Origin of the sequence: Paenibacillus sp. W2I17 (assembly GCF_030815985.1) — a bacterium.
GTDB lineage: Bacteria > Bacillota > Bacilli > Paenibacillales > Paenibacillaceae > Paenibacillus.
The window spans coordinates 4,697,937-4,716,014 of record NZ_JAUSXM010000001.1; the positions used below are offsets into that span (position 1 = coordinate 4,697,937).

The 18,078-nt window shown below is 45.5% G+C and carries 14 protein-coding genes; 13 read left to right on the top strand and 1 reads right to left on the bottom strand.

From position 1 onward, the window contains the following. Window positions 1–247 precede the first annotated feature (247 nt). From araA to QF041_RS21125, 5 genes are all read left to right on the top strand, one after another. The gene (gene araA / locus QF041_RS21105; RefSeq protein ID WP_017691494.1) at window positions 248–1,666 is read left to right on the top strand and encodes an L-arabinose isomerase; all 1,419 of its coding nucleotides are present in this window, start codon (window positions 248–250) and stop codon (window positions 1,664–1,666) included. 160 nt (window positions 1,667–1,826) lie between these two features. Then, window positions 1,827–2,597: an AAC(3) family N-acetyltransferase gene (locus tag QF041_RS21110; protein ID WP_307415530.1), complete on the top strand. Its 771-nt coding sequence runs from the start codon at window positions 1,827–1,829 to the stop codon at window positions 2,595–2,597. A gap of 338 nt (window positions 2,598–2,935) precedes the next feature. Then, entirely contained in the window at window positions 2,936–4,630 is a 1,695-nt protein-coding gene (locus tag QF041_RS21115) for a histidine kinase N-terminal 7TM domain-containing diguanylate cyclase (RefSeq protein ID WP_307415531.1), read from the top strand. 339 nt (window positions 4,631–4,969) lie between these two features. Next, window positions 4,970–6,148 carry a DUF262 domain-containing protein gene (locus QF041_RS21120; protein WP_307415532.1) on the top strand — a complete coding sequence of 393 codons (1,179 nt, stop codon included), beginning with the start codon at window positions 4,970–4,972 and terminating at the stop codon, window positions 6,146–6,148. After that, window positions 6,145–7,602 (top strand): ATP-dependent nuclease, encoded by a 1,458-nt coding sequence (locus QF041_RS21125; protein WP_307415533.1) that lies wholly within the window; start codon window positions 6,145–6,147, stop codon window positions 7,600–7,602. Before QF041_RS21120 ends, QF041_RS21125 begins: the two co-directional genes overlap by 4 nt. Before the next feature lie 89 nt (window positions 7,603–7,691). On the opposite strand, the gene QF041_RS21130 is transcribed toward QF041_RS21125, so the two are convergent. Continuing rightward, window positions 7,692–8,033, bottom strand: a complete 342-nt coding sequence (locus tag QF041_RS21130; RefSeq protein ID WP_307415534.1) for a helix-turn-helix domain-containing protein — start codon at window positions 8,031–8,033, stop codon at window positions 7,692–7,694. Between the two features lie 173 nt (window positions 8,034–8,206). Between QF041_RS21130 and QF041_RS21135 the strand changes: the two genes are divergently transcribed. The 8 genes from QF041_RS21135 to QF041_RS21170 all read left to right on the top strand — a co-directional run bounded on the left by QF041_RS21135 (window position 8,207) and on the right by QF041_RS21170 (window position 17,850). Further along, window positions 8,207–9,010 carry a DNA-binding protein gene (locus QF041_RS21135; RefSeq protein WP_307415535.1) on the top strand — a complete coding sequence of 268 codons (804 nt, stop codon included), beginning with the start codon at window positions 8,207–8,209 and terminating at the stop codon, window positions 9,008–9,010. Window positions 9,011–9,195: 185 nt separating this feature from the next. Continuing rightward, window positions 9,196–10,353, top strand: coding sequence for a WXG100 family type VII secretion target (locus QF041_RS21140; protein WP_307415536.1), 1,158 nt, complete (start codon window positions 9,196–9,198; stop codon window positions 10,351–10,353). A 498-nt stretch (window positions 10,354–10,851) separates the two neighbouring features. Continuing rightward, window positions 10,852–12,402 carry a nickel ABC transporter substrate-binding protein gene (gene nikA / locus QF041_RS21145; protein ID WP_307415537.1) on the top strand — a complete coding sequence of 517 codons (1,551 nt, stop codon included), beginning with the start codon at window positions 10,852–10,854 and terminating at the stop codon, window positions 12,400–12,402. Continuing rightward, window positions 12,402–13,349 carry a nickel ABC transporter permease gene (nikB, locus tag QF041_RS21150; protein ID WP_307415538.1) on the top strand — a complete coding sequence of 316 codons (948 nt, stop codon included), beginning with the start codon at window positions 12,402–12,404 and terminating at the stop codon, window positions 13,347–13,349. The genes nikA and nikB overlap by 1 nt, the downstream gene beginning before the upstream one ends. Then, a complete protein-coding gene (gene nikC / locus QF041_RS21155) occupies window positions 13,346–14,200 on the top strand; it encodes a nickel transporter permease (RefSeq protein WP_186327902.1) in 855 nt (284 codons plus the stop codon). The genes nikB and nikC overlap by 4 nt, the downstream gene beginning before the upstream one ends. Further along, on the top strand, window positions 14,197–14,997 hold the full coding sequence (locus QF041_RS21160) for an ABC transporter ATP-binding protein (RefSeq protein ID WP_036671813.1): 801 nt from the start codon (window positions 14,197–14,199) through the stop codon (window positions 14,995–14,997). Before nikC ends, QF041_RS21160 begins: the two co-directional genes overlap by 4 nt. Beyond that, on the top strand, window positions 14,994–15,965 hold the full coding sequence (locus QF041_RS21165) for an ABC transporter ATP-binding protein (RefSeq protein WP_307415539.1): 972 nt from the start codon (window positions 14,994–14,996) through the stop codon (window positions 15,963–15,965). The genes QF041_RS21160 and QF041_RS21165 overlap by 4 nt, the downstream gene beginning before the upstream one ends. Window positions 15,966–16,344: 379 nt before the next feature. Next, window positions 16,345–17,850 carry a malate:quinone oxidoreductase gene (locus QF041_RS21170; protein ID WP_237178362.1) on the top strand — a complete coding sequence of 502 codons (1,506 nt, stop codon included), beginning with the start codon at window positions 16,345–16,347 and terminating at the stop codon, window positions 17,848–17,850. Window positions 17,851–18,078 lie beyond the last annotated feature (228 nt).

Below are 18,078 nucleotides of genomic sequence, written 5' to 3' on the forward strand. Positions count from 1 at the left end.
CTGAGGAATCGAATAGGTCTTGTGCTACTACTGCCAACGAGGTTGTATAAAACTTTTACACGATAACGGAGAGTGCAGAACCAATCTGAAGAAGCGAAGCGCTCGCGTTTATCACAGGATTTTCCCTTTGCAAAAAGGGAATCAAAAAATCCGGGGATAACCAGCGAACGGAAGATGGTACTGCAATCGGAGTGGTAAGTGTAAACCCATTTGTTCAACTATAAAATAATGAAATGAGGATGATTATATGTCAGCAGCAAAAGAGTTCTGGTTTGTGGTCGGTTCACAGCACTTGTACGGAGAAGAAGCATTGGGTGAAGTAAAAGCCAACGCACAGAAAATCACGGATGCCCTTAATGCAAGCGGCGTACTGCCGTACCCGCTCGTATTGCAGGATCTGGCGGTAAGCGCAGATAAAATCACGAGCACGATGAAGGAAGTCAATTATCGCGACGAAGTAGCAGGTGTCATCACATGGATGCATACATTCTCCCCGGCGAAAATGTGGATTCGTGGTACAAAATTGCTGCAAAAACCTTTGCTTCACTTGGCAACGCAATTCAATGAAAGCATTCCTTGGGCAACCATCGATATGGACTTCATGAACTTGAACCAAGCGGCACATGGTGACCGCGAATATGGCTTCATTAATGCCCGTCTGAGAAAACAAAATAAAATCGTTGTTGGCTACTGGGAGCGCCCAGAAGTGCAGCAACAGGTTGCTGACTGGATGGACGTAGCGGTAGCTTATAATGAAAGCTTTAACATCAAAGTAGCGCGCTTCGGTGATAACATGCGTAACGTGGGCGTAACCGAAGGTGATAAAGTGGAAGCACAGATCCAATTCGGATGGACGGTTGATTACTTCGGCATTGGCGACCTCGTTCAATACGTGAACGCTGTAACAGAGCAGGAAATCGATGATTTGATCGCTCAGTATGGAGACCTCTACGAATTCGATTATGGCACGAATAGCAAGGAAGCTTGGGAAGCCAGTGTACGTGTGCAAGCGAGTTATGAAATTGCGATCAAACGTTTCCTGGACGAAGGTGGTTACAGTGCCTTCACTACAAACTTTGAAGATCTGCATGGCATGAAACAACTTCCGGGTCTGGCTGTACAACGCCTAATGGCTCAAGGGTACGGATTTGCCGGTGAGGGTGACTGGAAAACAGCTGCGCTGGATCGCTTGCTGAAAATCATGGCCCATAACGAGAATACGGGCTTCATGGAAGATTACACATACGAGATGGCCGCTGGACAGGAAGCGATCCTTCAATCTCACATGCTTGAAGTAGATCCGACACTTGCCAGCACGAAACCGAGAATCATCGTGTCCCCACTGGGTATTGGCGATCGTGAAGATCCTGCACGTCTCGTGTTCGATGGCAAAGCAGGCGAAGGTGTCGTGGTATCCATGGCAGACTTCGGTACCCATTACAAACTGCTGATCAACGAAGTATCCGCATTTGAACCAACCGTTCCAGCACCTAACCTGCCGGTAGCGCGTGTTCTATGGAGCGTTAAGCCGAACTTCCAAGATGGAGTGAAAGCATGGATCGAAAATGGTGGTGGTCACCATACAGTTGTATCCTTGAACCTGACTACAGATCAGATCGTAACGTATGCGAAGCTGGTGAATCTGGAGTACGTTATTATTAAGTAAAAGTGGATTGGCAGCTACTGCCTGAACTCATACAATTTTTTTCTCTGTGGCCGGGGGTTAACCCTCGGCCCTTTGTTTGTTATGCTGAGAAGCATGATGTGAAGCTGAGCAAGGATTTGCTTTTTCATCGAAAAGAGACAAGAAATGAAGGAGGAATGACATGTACACAAAAGAAAGCTTGATACAGCAATTAGAGCAGCTTGGTATGGATGGGCAAGGTACGTTGCTTATTCACTCTTCAATGAAAAGTATAGGCGAGGTTGAAGGTGGAGCAGACACGGTGTTGGATGCCTTTAGCGACTATATGAAAGAGGGATTGTTGGTGCTTCCCACTCATACGTGGTCTACCATTAATGCGGATAACCCAGTGTTCCACGTGGAAAATTCTACCTGTTGCGTGGGCATTCTGCCTGGACTTTTTCGTAAACGTCCGGGCGTAGTTCGTTCGTGGCACCCTACGCATTCGGTAGCGGCACTGGGAAGGGACGCAGAGGCATTTACGAAGGATGATCATCTCTTCGATACACCGTGTGCGAGAGGTTCAGCATGGGGGAAACTACTTGATCGGAAAGCGACGATCTTGCTAGTAGGCGTTGACTTGAAGCGGAATACATTTATCCACGGGGTCGAAGAGTGGGTGGACATCCCTGGCAGAATGACAGACGAGCATGAGATGCTGTATACGGTTTTACCGGATGGAAGTCAGATTTCAGTACCATCCCGCAGACATTGTGGGTTGCCATGGTCGGAGCATTTCTGGAAAGTAGATGAGGTATTGGTTCGCGAAGGTGCAATGCGTAAAGGAAAGCTCGGCGATGCGGTCGTAAGAGTGTGTGATGCGGCTAAGACAGCAGAGGTAATTACGGAGATGCTCAAGCATAACGCCGATCTATTCACGGACAACCTCCCTCTACATGCAGTAACCGAATGATACAAGGGCCGTCCGGTAGCCGGATGGCTCGATATCGACCACTTGATGATAGCTGAATAACTCCCGAGCAGATGATCTTCCTCTCCTGTTTGTACTCTAAACCTTCAAAAGCATTCATAAATAATCAGAAATAGATCAGCATTTCAATCAGAGGTTGGTCGGACTTCCAGTGTATGGGCTACTCACCCTTTTGGTGGTGTGATAAGATATGGTTTAATTAACCAATAAGATTGGCATAGCAGTATAGAATATAAGTGTTTATTGAAGTTTTAAATAAATGTCACATAGAATCATGAACAACCACGTTGTCATTGTAGCATCTAAGAAGGAGAAGATTCGTGAACCCATTAGTATGGTATGATCTCTTTTTATTCGTCCTATTGTTCGGTGTAGGTGTGTATGTGTTTGCTACTGTTAGAATTACGAACTTACATAAGGTGTACTTTTTGTTTCACGGGTTGATGATGCTCTGGCCTTTCTGCCAATTTGCGAGTACGCTCACGGATGATTCCGGTCTGCAGTTGTTCTACGTTACGTTATCATTCGTTGCGGTCTCCTTGCTTGGGAGCGGATGGCTTCTACTGACGATCTTTATTACCGGCTATTCAGAGCGTTTGAGTGCAAAAGGAACGTTCCTGCTATTTGTCCCAGCGGTGATTGGGGCTATAGGTGTGGTCGCAAATCCATGGAATGAGTTCGTCATCCCGCTGGAGGGCGGGTATATCGAGCGGGCTTACGGCCCTTGGTTCTGGGTTGTGATGATTATTCTGGTGAGCTATTTCGTGACGTCTCTCGTGGTTCTATTCGGGGCAGTGTATTCTTCGCAGACGTCTGCCATGATTAAAAAACAGGTGAGGATCACCCTATGGGGTATCTTGGTCTTGGCTGTTTTTGCAACGATTGATGCGATTCTGAATGTCGTTCTAGCCCGCTGGTTGCCGATCATTCCTGGCATGACTTCGCTGGGGATCTTTCTATCGGACCTGTTCTTTGTCTATGTGATCAAAAGATACAATGTGTTCGATCTGGTCTCCATCGCCCATGAGGACGTGATCAATACCATTCCATATGGCATCCTGGTACTGGATGAGAATGAAGTTATTGTTGAAGCGAACAAAGCCTCGCGATCCTTTATGGATCTGCATGTGGGGGATTCTTTTGATATGGAGGTATTCCTGGAGTCTGTTCATGTTGTGGGCAGCTGTCGGGAGTTCGTGAATCACTATAAGAAAAAAGAAAATACTCTCTCCCACATTGAAGTGATCGTGGAGCGGGACAACAATATCCGGCACTATATCCTGCAATCTTCTCCGATTGTGGATTCGGCTCTTGTGCCGATTGGTCATATTCTCACGTTCCAAGATGTCTCGCAAGAGCGCTTCTATGTGAAAGAGATGAATCGCCAGAACGTAACGCTTCAGGAGCGCAATCTGGCGCTAGACCTGATCCGTCAGGAGTTATCCGAGGCCAATCGCAAACTGGAAGAACTTGCGCTCACGGACAGTTTAACCAACTGTTACAACCGTCGTTATCTGACCCAACATTTGAATCATGAAGTTATTACCAATATTCAATACAAAACACCATTCTCACTCCTGCTGCTCGATATCGACTACTTCAAAGCGATCAATGATCGCTATGGGCATGTCATCGGGGATGAAGTGCTCGTTCGCACGGCGGAGGCTGTCAAACAATCGATTCGCAGTACCGATATCCTGACGCGTTATGGCGGGGAGGAGTTCATGATCTATCTTCCGCACACGGAGCATGACTTGGCTAATCAAATTGCGGAGCGTGTGAGAACAGCTGTGGAGTCCAACCGCATTATGGTGGATCACGAAATTATGCAGGTGTCCATTACGATTAGTATTGGGATTCTTTCCTTTGAGGATTTTGAAGTTGTGCATGTACCGGACAATCCGGAGGGGTATTTGACCCAGCTGTTCGCTGCGGTGGATAAGGCCTTGTATCAGGCGAAGCAGAATGGGCGTAACCGGATTGAGTTTGCGGAGTTTGAGCGGGAAGTTATTTGATTAGTGGTTTCGAAGCAAATGGATAACAATAGATCAGATCCCTTAAAAACGCTTTTAAATGTCAAAATACTGATACCAAAGCTGTTTGGGACGATTAGGGAGTTCTATCAGATACTGAACTATTTGAGGCTATTCGATATCCCCGATGCTAGTGAATACCAGCAATGGAATGATTGTTGGTTGGGATATGAGAAGAGTCCTATTGTGAAATACCATTTTAATGTGAAGTGCTCTCTACGAAAAAAAGTGATATTTCTAAAGAGTGTCTGCTGAAAGTATATTTTATCTAGATCGAAAGTTATAATAATCATATATATATTGCCTATGGAGGAGATTGTAATGAGGCTTATGCCTTCAGACCCAGATATAAGCACAATAGTAAATCGAATAATAGATGGTGATATAAATTTACAACCTAACTTTCAAAGGGGAGAGGTTTGGGGAGATACTAAGAAAATTAGATTAATAGATAGTATTTTAAGAGACTGGCATGTTCCTCCTATTCACGTGGTTGAGATAAAGGAAAGTGGGCGACAGGACGTACTTGATGGTCAACAGCGCTTAGTGGCTATAAGAGATTTTGTTAACGGGTTGTTTTCAATAGACGGTACAATCGAACCCATAAATGATGAAATTCTTAAGCTCGATGGAATTAAATACAATCAACTTCCACCCTATTGGAAAAGAAAATTCGATAAATTTACCATTAGGGTATACAGTATCACTGATTATTTACCAAGTGAACCTGGAGAATTATTCTACAGATTAAATCAGCCAACGAATCTTACATCGGCAGAACAAAGAAACGCTTTCTATGGTCCTGCACGTGAACAAGTTAAAATGATAGTCGATTTATTAGCAAAATACGGATTAACTAAAAGAGAGATAGGTTTTTCAAACTCTAGAATGGCATACGATGATGTAGTTGCACGTTTATGTTTATATTTAGATGCTGGGATGCTAAGAGATAAAATAACTGCAAGTATTTTGGCTGATAAATTTCGGGATGAGGACGGATTTACGAGTAAATCCATTAACCGTGCAGAGCATACAGTAATTATGTTTTCAAAGGTAGTAGGTTATTTTGATGAAAATATTAAATTTAATAAGGCTACTCTATTGAGTTGGTTGTTATTTTTAACAAGGGTTGAGGATCAAGTAATAGATGATATTGGACGTTTTATCTATAGCTTTGAAAAATCACGCAACACATATATAAGTGACTACAGAGGCTATGAAATTTCTATTAATAAATTTTTAAGTCTATATAATATTTTTTCTGATAGATCAAGTTCGAGAGTTGCCGATGTTTCATCGGTACTTATACGAGATGTAATAATATGGATAAATTATTATATATATTCTCTAGAGAATAATCATAGTCACTTAATTGAACAGAACTCAAATCTCATGAAAATAAAAGATTTAATTAATCTAATAAATAATAACAGTGAGTTTGAGATGGAAAATATCCTTCTCAATTTTATCGAGTTTTCTGGGTGGGGAAAAAGCATATGAGAACTGCTAGAGCCGGAGATTATTGGAGAGAGCTGTATAATAAGCCGTTTAAATTTAAAGTTTCAAAGGTGTTTTTCCAGAATTTAAAAGGTGTCGGGTCAGGAAATGTAGATTTTTTAGGTGGAATAACAGCAATTTGCGGTGGGAATGGAGTTGGAAAGAGTACTTTATTGAATGCAATATCAAGTGTACTTTCATCAGAGAGATTAGCAAGCGATAAATCAATCAGTGTAAAACTAGAAGGAGCCGAGCTGGTTGGTGAATTTATCGATTCAGGTAGCTCCTTAACAAGAAAAGTAAATGTTATATCTAATAAAGTAGAAGCAGAGCCATCTGCTATAAGTGTAGAGTCTGTATGGATAGATGGATCAATTCAAGCACCAAAATTAATTGAAATCTTTTCTAATATGCCGAATTTGAGTGAATTTTTGGAATCAGAAGAAGCAAGAGTAGCTTCTGAAGAGGAACGGGCATTTCTATCTTATATTGTTGGAAAGGACTACAGTAGATGTGAGACATACGAATTGGACTTAGAAACCTATGGAACAGTACCGTATTTTAAAGTTAAGTCTGATGGTGTTGAATACGGATCTGAGGCAATGGGATTAGGGGAGATTTCATTACATTATATTTTATGGAACCTCCATAGACTAGATAAAAATTCTGTAGTATTAATGGAGGAGCCGGAAACTTATTTGGCCCCACGTTCGCAAGAAGCCTTACTTGATGTAATAGCTAAAATTGCAGCTGATAAACGTCTTTGGATAATACTTACTACCCACTCTCCGAGCATAGTTAAGAATATTCCGATTGAACACGTAAGGATTCTTAGTAGGGTTAATGAATCGGTAGAGATATCTACTCCGAGTAATGGTTCCCAGTATATGTATTCTCTCGGACTGAAACCTCAAAAGCTAGGGGCAATTCTAGTTGAAGATAGGTGTGCAAGGGAATTAACAAAATGCTGGTTAGCTAGATTTAACCCGAGTATAATTCAGGAATATGAGATAGTGGATATAGGATCAAAAGGTAAAATAATACAACAGGTAAAGGAGTTTCCTTTTATAGGGCCATGGTTTAAACTCGTTGGTATGTTTGATGGAAATGAACGTGGGAAAATCAATATGGAGGACAACCATTGGAATTATTCATACTTACCGAGTGAAGTTGCTCCAGAACAGTTATTGAAAGAAATAGCGAAATCAATGAGGAGACAATTAGCTGAAATTTCAGGTCGTGAACTCCAAAGGATAAATAGTGCAATACACAGTCTGGACGGTAGGGATCATCATGACTGGATAGTTGAATTTCCTAGACAAATAGGTTTAAGTTACGAGCAATTAATTGCATTTTTATTCGAAATTAGTATGGACAGTGAATCGTACAGAGAACTATATTCTGTTTCGTATCAAGATTTCGTTGAAGTGCTCGAAAAGTCTTTCAATAAGAATTAGATCGGATGCTGATTAGACGTATACATTAATCTTTTAGGTTTAAGGGACTTAAAAGAATTGGCTGTAAAGTCCCATTCCAAGTTGATTCTCTATTCTGAAATTAATATGAATAATTCGTGGTTCAACTTCTGAAAGGCCTGTACTTTATCGTCGCTCAGCCTACTTAAAACTAGAAGAAAATCATCTATAGCCTTTTGCCTCACACCATCATGATCTTCACCTGAAGAAAGCATTAATTCACTAATTTCAACATTCAAGGCGAGTAGAACCTTCTCCAACGTATCAATGGAAAAGTTTCTTTCGCCTCTTTCCAATGCCCCGATATATCTATAATCTAATCCAGCAATATCAGCCAGCTTTTGTTGAGTAAGTCCTTTAGCATTTCGCATTGCTCTAATTCGGGTGCCTATTAATTGGCGTAACTCTGACATCTAAATCACCTCATACATAAGCTTAGATAAGATGAGTCATAAAAGTCAGGTTAAAATATATAGCAATAATGGTGTTATTTACGTATTTTAAGTAGTATAATAAACGGATATCATTACTTCACAGGAGTAATTAGAAAATTTGTTCACCTATACTATTAAAGGAGGACTTCTCTTTGCGTAAATCTATCCTAAAATCACTCAAACCGGACATCATTGTTGAAATGTTGGAGATGGCTGTAGCCTTTGAAAGTTGGAACAAGGTGATGGAGAGGGCAGACATGTTATATCAATGCGTGCAGTCGATCCATGAAGAGCGGCAGGAGCATCATTCAAAGGGAATGCCGGCACCACATATACACATCGAACGGCCTTTGATCTATTATTACGGGTTCAGTCACCTAATGCGGGGTATGGCTCACCAGAAGATGGGACAGGTAGATCTGGCGAGGGCATGTATCGATCAATATGCAGAACTGGGATGGTTGGAGGATCTGGATGAGTTAGGCATGCAGGTGGTACAGGAGTTCAGGCATAAGGCACAGGTGAATCGGTATGCTCTGGAAGTTGAAGCCGGGCAGGGGGAACTGCTGGAGGAGTTTGTGAACTTTTTGCTTGAGCATCCGGAGGAATGGTTGGCAGGTCTGAAGGTAATTACGGAAGCAGCAGTGCGGCATAGGTGGCAGATTGATCGGGTTTTACATATGATTGAGGATCAGATGCAGGGTGTTGGCAGAGAAATAGATTCTTCAAACAACGATGATATGTACCATTACTGTTATCAGCGGGCTTTGTATGAACAGTGGATGGGAAGAGCACAGAAGGCCGTGGAGTTCATTTTGCAGGCGATTCGGTTAGCGGATAAGCTTGGGTTGGATCGGTTTTTTATAAGGTGCATAGGATTGTTGGAATCATTGCGGGAAGAGGCGACAGCGGAGCAGATTGGACTGTATCGTGGGATGTTGGAGGAAATGAAGTAGGAAAGGTATTTACTGAAACTGGTAGGATATGCCTTGAAGTGGGTATATGCATATAGGACCATAGCACCGATGAGGAGCACGGCTTGTGTTTTTACCATGGTGAAATCAGGATGTTAGCCGGATAGTTTACATATTACACTTCTGCTAACATAGGATAATCCTATTTCGAATGAGCGGAGAAACGTATGAGTACAATCAAAGTTACCCCTGAACAACTACATCACGTATCGAATCAGGTGGATCAAGCAAGACAACAGTTGGAGAGTATACGAAGTGATCTGACGAGACAGATCATGTTTGTTCAGATGATGTGGATGGGCGCGACGCAGGAGCGATTTTACTATGAGTTCGAGCAGTCACGACCTATACTGGATAAAGCGCTGGAGAGTATGGTGAATACATCCAAGGAATTGAAGGATATCGCCACGCGTTTCCAAGATGCAGATGCTCAGAAGGGAAGTCTGGGTGGTGCGTTTGGAGCAGTCGGTGCCGCAGCTATGATAAGCAAATCATCAGGTGATTCAAATTCGGGTGATAAGGGCTATCGGATGGCGCAAATCAATATGTTTGGTAAGTGGGTATGGATGCCTGTCAACGAGAATGGTGTTGCGGATCAGGCTTCTCTTCAGGCTTATCAGAGGGATCAGGAAAATCTGGACTTTAATCGCATGCAAGCTGTGAACGTTGAACCGCCTGGGGAAGATATTTTTGCGTTACAGATCAAGGCGTTTGAGATGGGAATTCATCCTACGACGGGAGAGCCTGTATCAGATAAGTATGCTCAGATGATGGTGACCTCTCTGAAGTTTAGTCAGATATTCATGGCGATTCAGATGGTTCGTGGGAGTATGCCGGGACGTTCAGGATTATTTAAAACGTCGTCATCTGGTTTGGCATCTAAGATTCAGAATAATATAAAGAAGGCTGAACAAAAGGCAGATATAAGCAATAACAGTGGCAATGACTTATATCGTAGAACTTCCAATACGGGAGCCTTTAAGGAATTATCTGAGCCTATGCAATTAAGACATGTTGATAAGGTAGCGGGGGATGCAGGAATAGGACTCAAAGGGGTAAAGATAGAAATAGTCCGGGATGCTGAGCTAGTAGGGAAGGATTTATATGGATGGGCTGATCCGAAAGGTAACAGGATAGTTCTCTATCCGGATGCATTTAGTAGTAAAGAGAATCTAGTTAAGACCCTAGGGCATGAGAGAATTCACATATATCAGACTAAGGTCTTTGGTAAGCCTCAAGATCCGGAAACATTGCTTGAGTATGAGAAAGGAGCCTATGGTTCAGAGAGCTCTTGGTGGGAGTATTATCAACGAAGGGAAAGATAACTATGACGAACTCTAAATTTAAAGATTGGATCAAGGTAAATACAGAGATCATTGAGAACTATCAAAATATATCTACTATTAAATGTCCTAACTGCCAAGAGACTAAAGTTAATTATCAGTATGTGGGAGACACACGTTCAAGAGTAGGTTTTTTAGACATATGGTGTAATTCTTGTCTTCAAGGAGTCCACATTTCTCGAACGAAAGTACCTGAACGCTTAAGTATGATTTCATTTGAAGAGGTAGATGAATATAAAAGAAGAGTGCCGAAGTATACTGCAGTAGAGCCTTTCTAACAATATTGAGCTAGAAAGCAAATCGTTAACAAGATAAGCCCTCATATGTAACAAAAAACATGAAGAATCCGCTCTCATCCGAGAGTCGGATTCTTTCTCGTTCTAACACCAATATAACTCTTGTCAAAACGTAATCATTACGATATGATAATACTCATTGTTTAGATCATAATGATTACGATTAAGAGAGAGGGGCATTACCTTGAATAAAAAGACGCCACTGCTAGCGCTGGTCTCCTTGGCCTTGAGCGCTGGACTGTTGAGCGCCTGCGGATCATCTGAGTCCAGTCCCGCTGCGCAACCATCCACTGATAATAAAAATGTTCACTTCCTATATAACTTCTCCACGAGTTCGCTAGATCCACATGTGGATTCCAGCTATGTGCCGCTGCGCGCGGGCATTACGGAAACGCTGCTTCGTCTCGATGAAGAGAATCTAACGGTTGCTCCATGGCTCGCCGAGAGCTGGGAGAGCGAAGACGGTCAGCATTGGACGATCGACCTGCGAGATGATGTGACCTTCCAGAATGGCAAACCAATGACGGGTGAATCCGTTAAGGCATCCCTTGAGCGGGCACTGGAAGAGAATGTAGCCATCCAGAACGCGCTGAAGATCGATACGATTGAAGCCGAGGGCGACAAGCTGGAGATTACCACAACTCAGCCGTTCCCGGAATTTGCTTCAGAGCTGGTGAATCCGAACACGGCGATTATCGACGTGAGTGAGCCGGACATTGTGAACAAACCTATTGGTACAGGCCCGTTCAAGCTGACCTCTTTTACCCCAGGCAGCAAGCTGGAGCTGGACCGCTATGATGAATATTGGGACGGAGCATCGCCTCTGGATTCCATCACGTTCTCATTCAATGAAGATGCCAATGCCCGCACACTAGCGCTTAAATCTGGACAGGTTGATATCGTATACCGTCCAGAGGTCGAGAGCCTCGAATCGCTCAAAGCAATGGATGGCATGACTGTGGAGTCCACGTCGACGTTCCGTGTGCATCAGATGACGACGAATATGCAGCGGGAGAGTATGAAGGACATTAACGTCCGTCGTGCGGTGGATGCGTTGATCGACCGTCAGGGTATCGTGGACACGATCCTGCTCGGCTATGGGGAACCGGCCATTGGACCGTTCTTGCCATCGCTGCCATTTGCACCAACCTATACGGATACAGCAACGGAATCCGGAGCTGATGTCGCTGTAAAATATCTCAAAGAAGCAGGGTACACGCAGCAAAACGGCGTGATGACCAAGGATGGCAAACCATTGCAGCTGACGCTGCTGACATATTCAGCCCGTGCTGATCTGCCACTGATTGCTCAAGTGTTCCAATCTGATGCGAAGAAGATCGGTATCGACGTGCAGATTAGCCAGATTGACACGCCGGAAGATTATATGGCGTCCAATCGTGATTGGGATATTGCAACGTACAGTAATTTGACGGCCCCGCGTGGCGATGCTGGATATTACCTGAATGCAACGTACCATCCGAAGGGTGCTCTTAACTTCAGTGGATCGGAAGATCCGGAACTGACCAAGATCATCGATGAATTGAATCTCACAGTTGCACCGGAGAAGCGCGCAGAACTTGCCGAGAAGGCGGCCAACTACGTGCATGACAACGTGCTAAATTCATTCGTGCTGCATCCAGGTACGATCGTTGCCTACAACGGCAAGAAGATCAAGAACTGGGTTACCACTCGCAGTGAATATTACATGATTACCAATAAGCTGGATGTGATGTAATGTTTCGCATTTTGCTTCGGAAGTTCCTTGAAGTATTTATCTTTCTGTTGTTCATTATGTTTGTGAGCTTCCTGTTCATTCGTCTGGCTCCGGGTGATCCCGTGCTGACGATCCTGAATGTGGACGAACTGTCTGTTAGTCAGGAGCAGGTCGAAGCTGTACGCGAGGAGATGGGATTCAATGATTCGCTTCCTGTCCAGTTCGGCAACTGGTTGCTCGATTTTGTTCGTCTCGACTTCGGTGTATCGTATTCAACAGGCCAGCCAGTTATGCAGACCCTGATGCGTGCGCTGCCTGCTACGGCTGAACTGACGATAGGCGCACTGCTGGTCATGCTCGTCATAGCGATCCCGCTCGGCTCGCTGTCAGCGCTCCATCGTGGCAGTTGGATTGACCGCGGCAGCCGGATGCTCTCCATTGTGGGTGCGGCGGTGCCAAGCTTCTGGCTGGGTCTAATCCTGATCGATATGTTCGGCGTACGCTTTGGCAATCTGCCGACCATGGGCCGGGATGGATTCATCTCACTTATTCTGCCATCTCTGACGCTGGGACTTGCCATCTCCAGCGTTTATGTGCGTCTTTTGCGTTCCAGCCTGCTAGATTCACTAAGTCAGGAGTTCGTTCGGTCCGCCAGGGCAAGAGGGATATCTGAAGGCCGGATCTTCATGCTTCATGCGTTCCGGCACAGTCTGCCGCCTGTCATTACGGTATTCGGCGTGAGTCTTGGCAGCCTGATTGGCGGAGTTGTCGTGATTGAAGTGTTGTTCGCCTATCCGGGTATTGGCAAGCTTGTCGTCGACGCCATCCGCCAGCGTGATTATCCACTGATCCAGGGTTACATCCTGATCATGGCTATCGTGGTATTCCTCGTGAATACGGCGGTTGATCTATCTTATCGTTATTTGAATCCTGAAATGAAACTCAAGGAAAAGGAGGCCCACCGATGAAAACCATGCCCCTGCCCATTTCAACGACAAAATCTAAAAAACATAGCTGGCAGGCGATCGTTGGTTTGCTATTTGCACTTCTAGTCATCGCGGCCTCCTTGTATGCCTTTTTAGTTCTGAAACATGATCATACCTTAACCGATCTGCGCGGACGATTGCAGGGCGCAAGTGCTCTCCACCCGTTTGGTACGGACCATCTGGGCCGCGATGTACTGACACGTCTGCTGCTTGGCGGCGGCCAAACACTGGGGTATAGCTTGCTGGCACTCGGTGCTGCATTGCTGATCGGTATTCCATTTGGTTTGATCGCGGGTTACAAACGTGGCTGGGTCGATAAGTTGTTCATGCGGATTGCTGATGCCTTTCTTGCTTTCCCTGATACCATCGTAGCGATTGTGCTAAGTGGCCTGCTTGGCGCGGGAATCGGTAATCTGGTATTGGCGATCGTGATTGTGAAGTGGGTCAGCTATGCGCGTCTTGTTCGAAGTACGGTTTTATCGGAGTCACAAAAGGATTACATTCGCATCGCCCGGACCAACGGACTGTCGGACGGTCGAATCATGAGAAAACATCTGCTTCCGCATATCGCAGGCCATGTGCTCGTGTTAGCCAGTCTTGATCTGGGCAAAATTATCCTGCTCATCTCTTCCTTGTCCTACATCGGGCTTGGCGCACAGCCGCCAACACCTGAATGGGGTGCGATGCTGAACGACTCGCGGCCTTACTTCCAGTCTCGGCCAGAGCTGATGATCTATCCGGGCCTTGCCATTGTCTCGGTAGTCCTGCTTGCCAACATGCTGGGCGACTATCTAAGAGACCGGTTTGACGTGAAGAAGGAGGTGCAACCATGATTCTCTCCATTGAGGAACTGAGCATCTCCAGTCGGGATCGGACTATTGTAGATCAAGTCTCTCTGGCTGTTCGCGAAGGTGAGTTCATGGCATTGGTTGGTCAGAGTGGTAGTGGCAAAAGCTTACTCTCGCAAGCGATTGGTCGTCTGCTGCCGCCCAACCTGCATGCGTCGGGACGAGTCATGTTCGAGGGCAGCAACCTGCTCGAACGGAAGCCAAAGGAGATGCGCGCCCTGCGGGGAAGCCGCATCTCGTATATTTTTCAAGACTATCAGGGAGCATTTACTCCATTTCGCAGTATTGGCGGGCACTTTGATGAATACCAGAAGGTACATGGGGAAAAGTCTTCTGCTATCCGCAAGAAACGAGCGGAGGAAGCGCTGGAATCGGTTGGCCTTGGCGCTGAATTGCTGCGCCGCTATCCGTTCCAGTTGAGCGGTGGACAGCTTCAGCGGGCATCAATCGCCACATCGCTGATGCTGTCTCCTCGTCTGCTAATTGCTGACGAAGCAACAACGGCACTGGACAGTGTGTCTGGGCATCGCGTGTTGGAACTGCTGGCACGCAAACAAGCGGAGACGGGATGTGCTATTCTGTTTATCACACATGATTGGCGCCATGTACGTCGCTATGCCAACCGCTTGGCTGTGATGAAGGAAGGGCAGATCGTCGAATCTGGCGGGAAACATCGCATTCTCGATCATCCTCAGCATGAATATACGCGTCAGCTGATTGATGCGGCTCCCGTTCTGAGTCGCTCGCTGAAGTCGGGATTGAAGGAGGCAGGAACGGAATGAAGACAACCACAAATGATGAACGCCGTGGACTTGAGCAGTCCGAAGAAGAATCTGGTGTGCGAAGCCACGATTTTGCAAAAGACGTAAACCATGTAGACATAGACAATGCAGGCATAAATACTACAGAAACAGATCATGCAGTTACAGATGCAGATATAGATACCACGGGTACAGGCAATGCTTCATCGCTCAGCACCCTTGGCAATCCTGTGCTTCACGTGGAACATCTCAGCCGAACGTATGCAGGTGCAGACCGACCGGCTGTGAATGATATTTCCTTCACTCTGAACCACGGTGAATGCCTTGGCCTGGTTGGCGAGAGCGGCTGCGGCAAGAGTACACTCGCACGTTGTCTGTTAAGGATTGAAGATGCAGATACAGGCTCGATTACACTGGGTGGACAGGATATTGCACGGCTGAGCGGTCGACGGTTGCGACCTTATCGCCGGAAGATCCAGATTGTATTCCAGAACCCGATGGCGGCACTGAATCCGAAGCTCAAGATTGCTGATTCGCTGATCGATCCGTATGAACAACTTGGACGGAACGCCGAGCTGTCCCACTTTACCTACACGTCGAAGGATGCTTACGTCCAAAAGCTGCTTGAAGCTGTCGAGCTTCCAAGCGATATGGCTGGACGATATCCGCATGAGCTAAGTGGTGGACAGCGTCAGCGCGTCACGATCGCGCGTGCCATTGGCATTGAGCCTGACGTTGTCGTTCTGGATGAACCGACGGCCAGCCTGGACGTGATCTCGCAAGGAGCAGTTTTGCAGTTGCTCACCGATCTCCGGACATCGCTTGGTCTTTCATACGTGTTCATCTCGCATGATCTGGCTGCTGTACATCGCATGAGCCAGCGTATCATCGTTATGCGGGAAGGTCAGATCGTTGACCGCTTTGGCGCAGATGCGTTGTTCGCTGAAGAACGCCATCCGTACACGAAGGAACTGATTTCAATTTTCTGAGTACTCCCGGAGACGCCGGGGGTGGTAATCGTTAATCTTAAATATAAAGCCGCCTTACGAAGAGATTCGAGAGCGGCTTTTAGTGCATCCATTTCATCACCAAAGTTCCCCTAAAACCGGGTTCCTTTCTTTGTTTTGAACAAATATATCTTTCAGGCCTATAACCGGGCTAACGTTCCGATGTAAACTAGCGTATACTGATGGAATAGCAAATATCTTGAAATTGCATATTTAAATTGCTCTATATTATTGATACACTAGATCAAGGTTATAATCATTCAGAGAAGGTGCGATCCCGTTCAAGAATGGGCTTGCTGCAAATGCCAAATCGATAACGCTTACATCCTTTTGGCAAATATAGGATATAAGGACGGTAGACATGAGCCAGGGACAAACGAGTACAGATGTTATCTTGATTGGTGCCGGAATTATGAGTGCAACTTTAGGAACTTTGCTAAAAGAATTGGCACCAGACTGGAATATTAAGGTTTTCGAAAAGCTAGCCACTGCAGGAGAGGAAAGCTCCAACGAATGGAATAATGCCGGAACCGGGCATGCTGCATTGTGCGAACTTAACTATACCGTTGAACGACCAGACGGAACCGTAGATATTAGCAAAGCGATTAAAGTGAATGAACAATTTCAGATCTCAAAGCAATTTTGGTCCTATCTCGTCAATAGCCGTCTGATTCGTAATCCGCGGGACTTCATTATGCCGATTCCCCATTTGAGTTATGTACACGGAGAGAGCAATGTCCAGTTTTTGAAAAGACGTTATGACTCCTTGTCGAATCACCCGCTGTTCGCAGGCATGGAATTCTCGGATGACAAGAAAGAGCTGGCGAAATGGATGCCGCTGATGATGAAAGATCGTACCAGTAATGAACCTGTTGCAGCGACCAAAATTGACTCCGGTACGGACGTTAACTTTGGTGCTTTAACGCGTATGCTGATCAAACATTTGAAGGAACAACACGTGGGCGTCCACTACCAACATAGCGTGAAGAATATGAAACGCACCAGCGATGGACAATGGGAATTATCCGTGAAAAACCTGAAGAGTGGTGCAGTCGAACGCCATAAGGCAAAATTCGTCTTCATCGGCGCGGGCGGCGGAAGTCTGCATTTGCTCCAGAAGACGGGCATTCCGGAAGGTAAACATATCGGCGGATTCCCGGTCAGTGGGATCTTTATGGTGTGCAAAAATCAAAAAGTCGTGGAACAGCATCACGCCAAAGTATATGGCAAAGCTTCGGTAGGGGCTCCGCCGATGTCCGTTCCTCATCTGGATACCCGTTTTATCGACAATAAGAAGTCGCTGTTATTTGGGCCGTTTGCCGGTTTCTCACCGAAGTTCCTGAAGACGGGTTCCAATGCCGACTTAATCACGTCTGTTAAGATGCACAATCTGCTTACGATGCTCGCGGCAGGTGTCAAAGAAATTTCTTTGACCAAATATCTGATCCAGCAACTGATGTTATCTAAAGAACAACGCATGGCTGAGTTGCGTGACTTTGTTCCGGGTGCCAAGAGCGAGGATTGGGATATGGTTCTGGCGGGGCAGCGTGTCCAGGTGATCAAGGATACCGTCCAGGGTGGCAAGGGTACGCTCCAATTTGGTACAGAAGTGGTCACGTCTGCAGATGGAACGATTGCGGCTTTGTTAGGTGCATCACCGGGTGCATCCACTGCCGTTCAGGTCATGCTTGAGATTCTTCAGCGGTGCTTCCCGCAGCATATGGAGGCATGGGAGCCGAAGATTAAGGAAATGATTCCTTCCTACGGCATATCCCTTGTGGAGAACTTGGATCTCCTCAAAGAGGTTCATTCTTCAACAGCCAAGGCGCTGGGGTTATCGGATGAAAAACATGTCATGCACGTATAACGTTTAGCTTATCGTGTTAGATCATAATGAAGTCATAGAAAAGAGAGCTAAGCCGGGTCGAAACCTGTGCTTAGCTCTCTTTTGGTTTATTTGGTATATCAGAACCTGAACTTGAACTCGAGCCTGGGTTTGGAATTGAACTTGAACATGTCCGCTATCATCGCGTTCCCCGTAGATCTTACACTTAAGCGGACGGATACGGATACGGATCTTACAGTATGCCGTTGT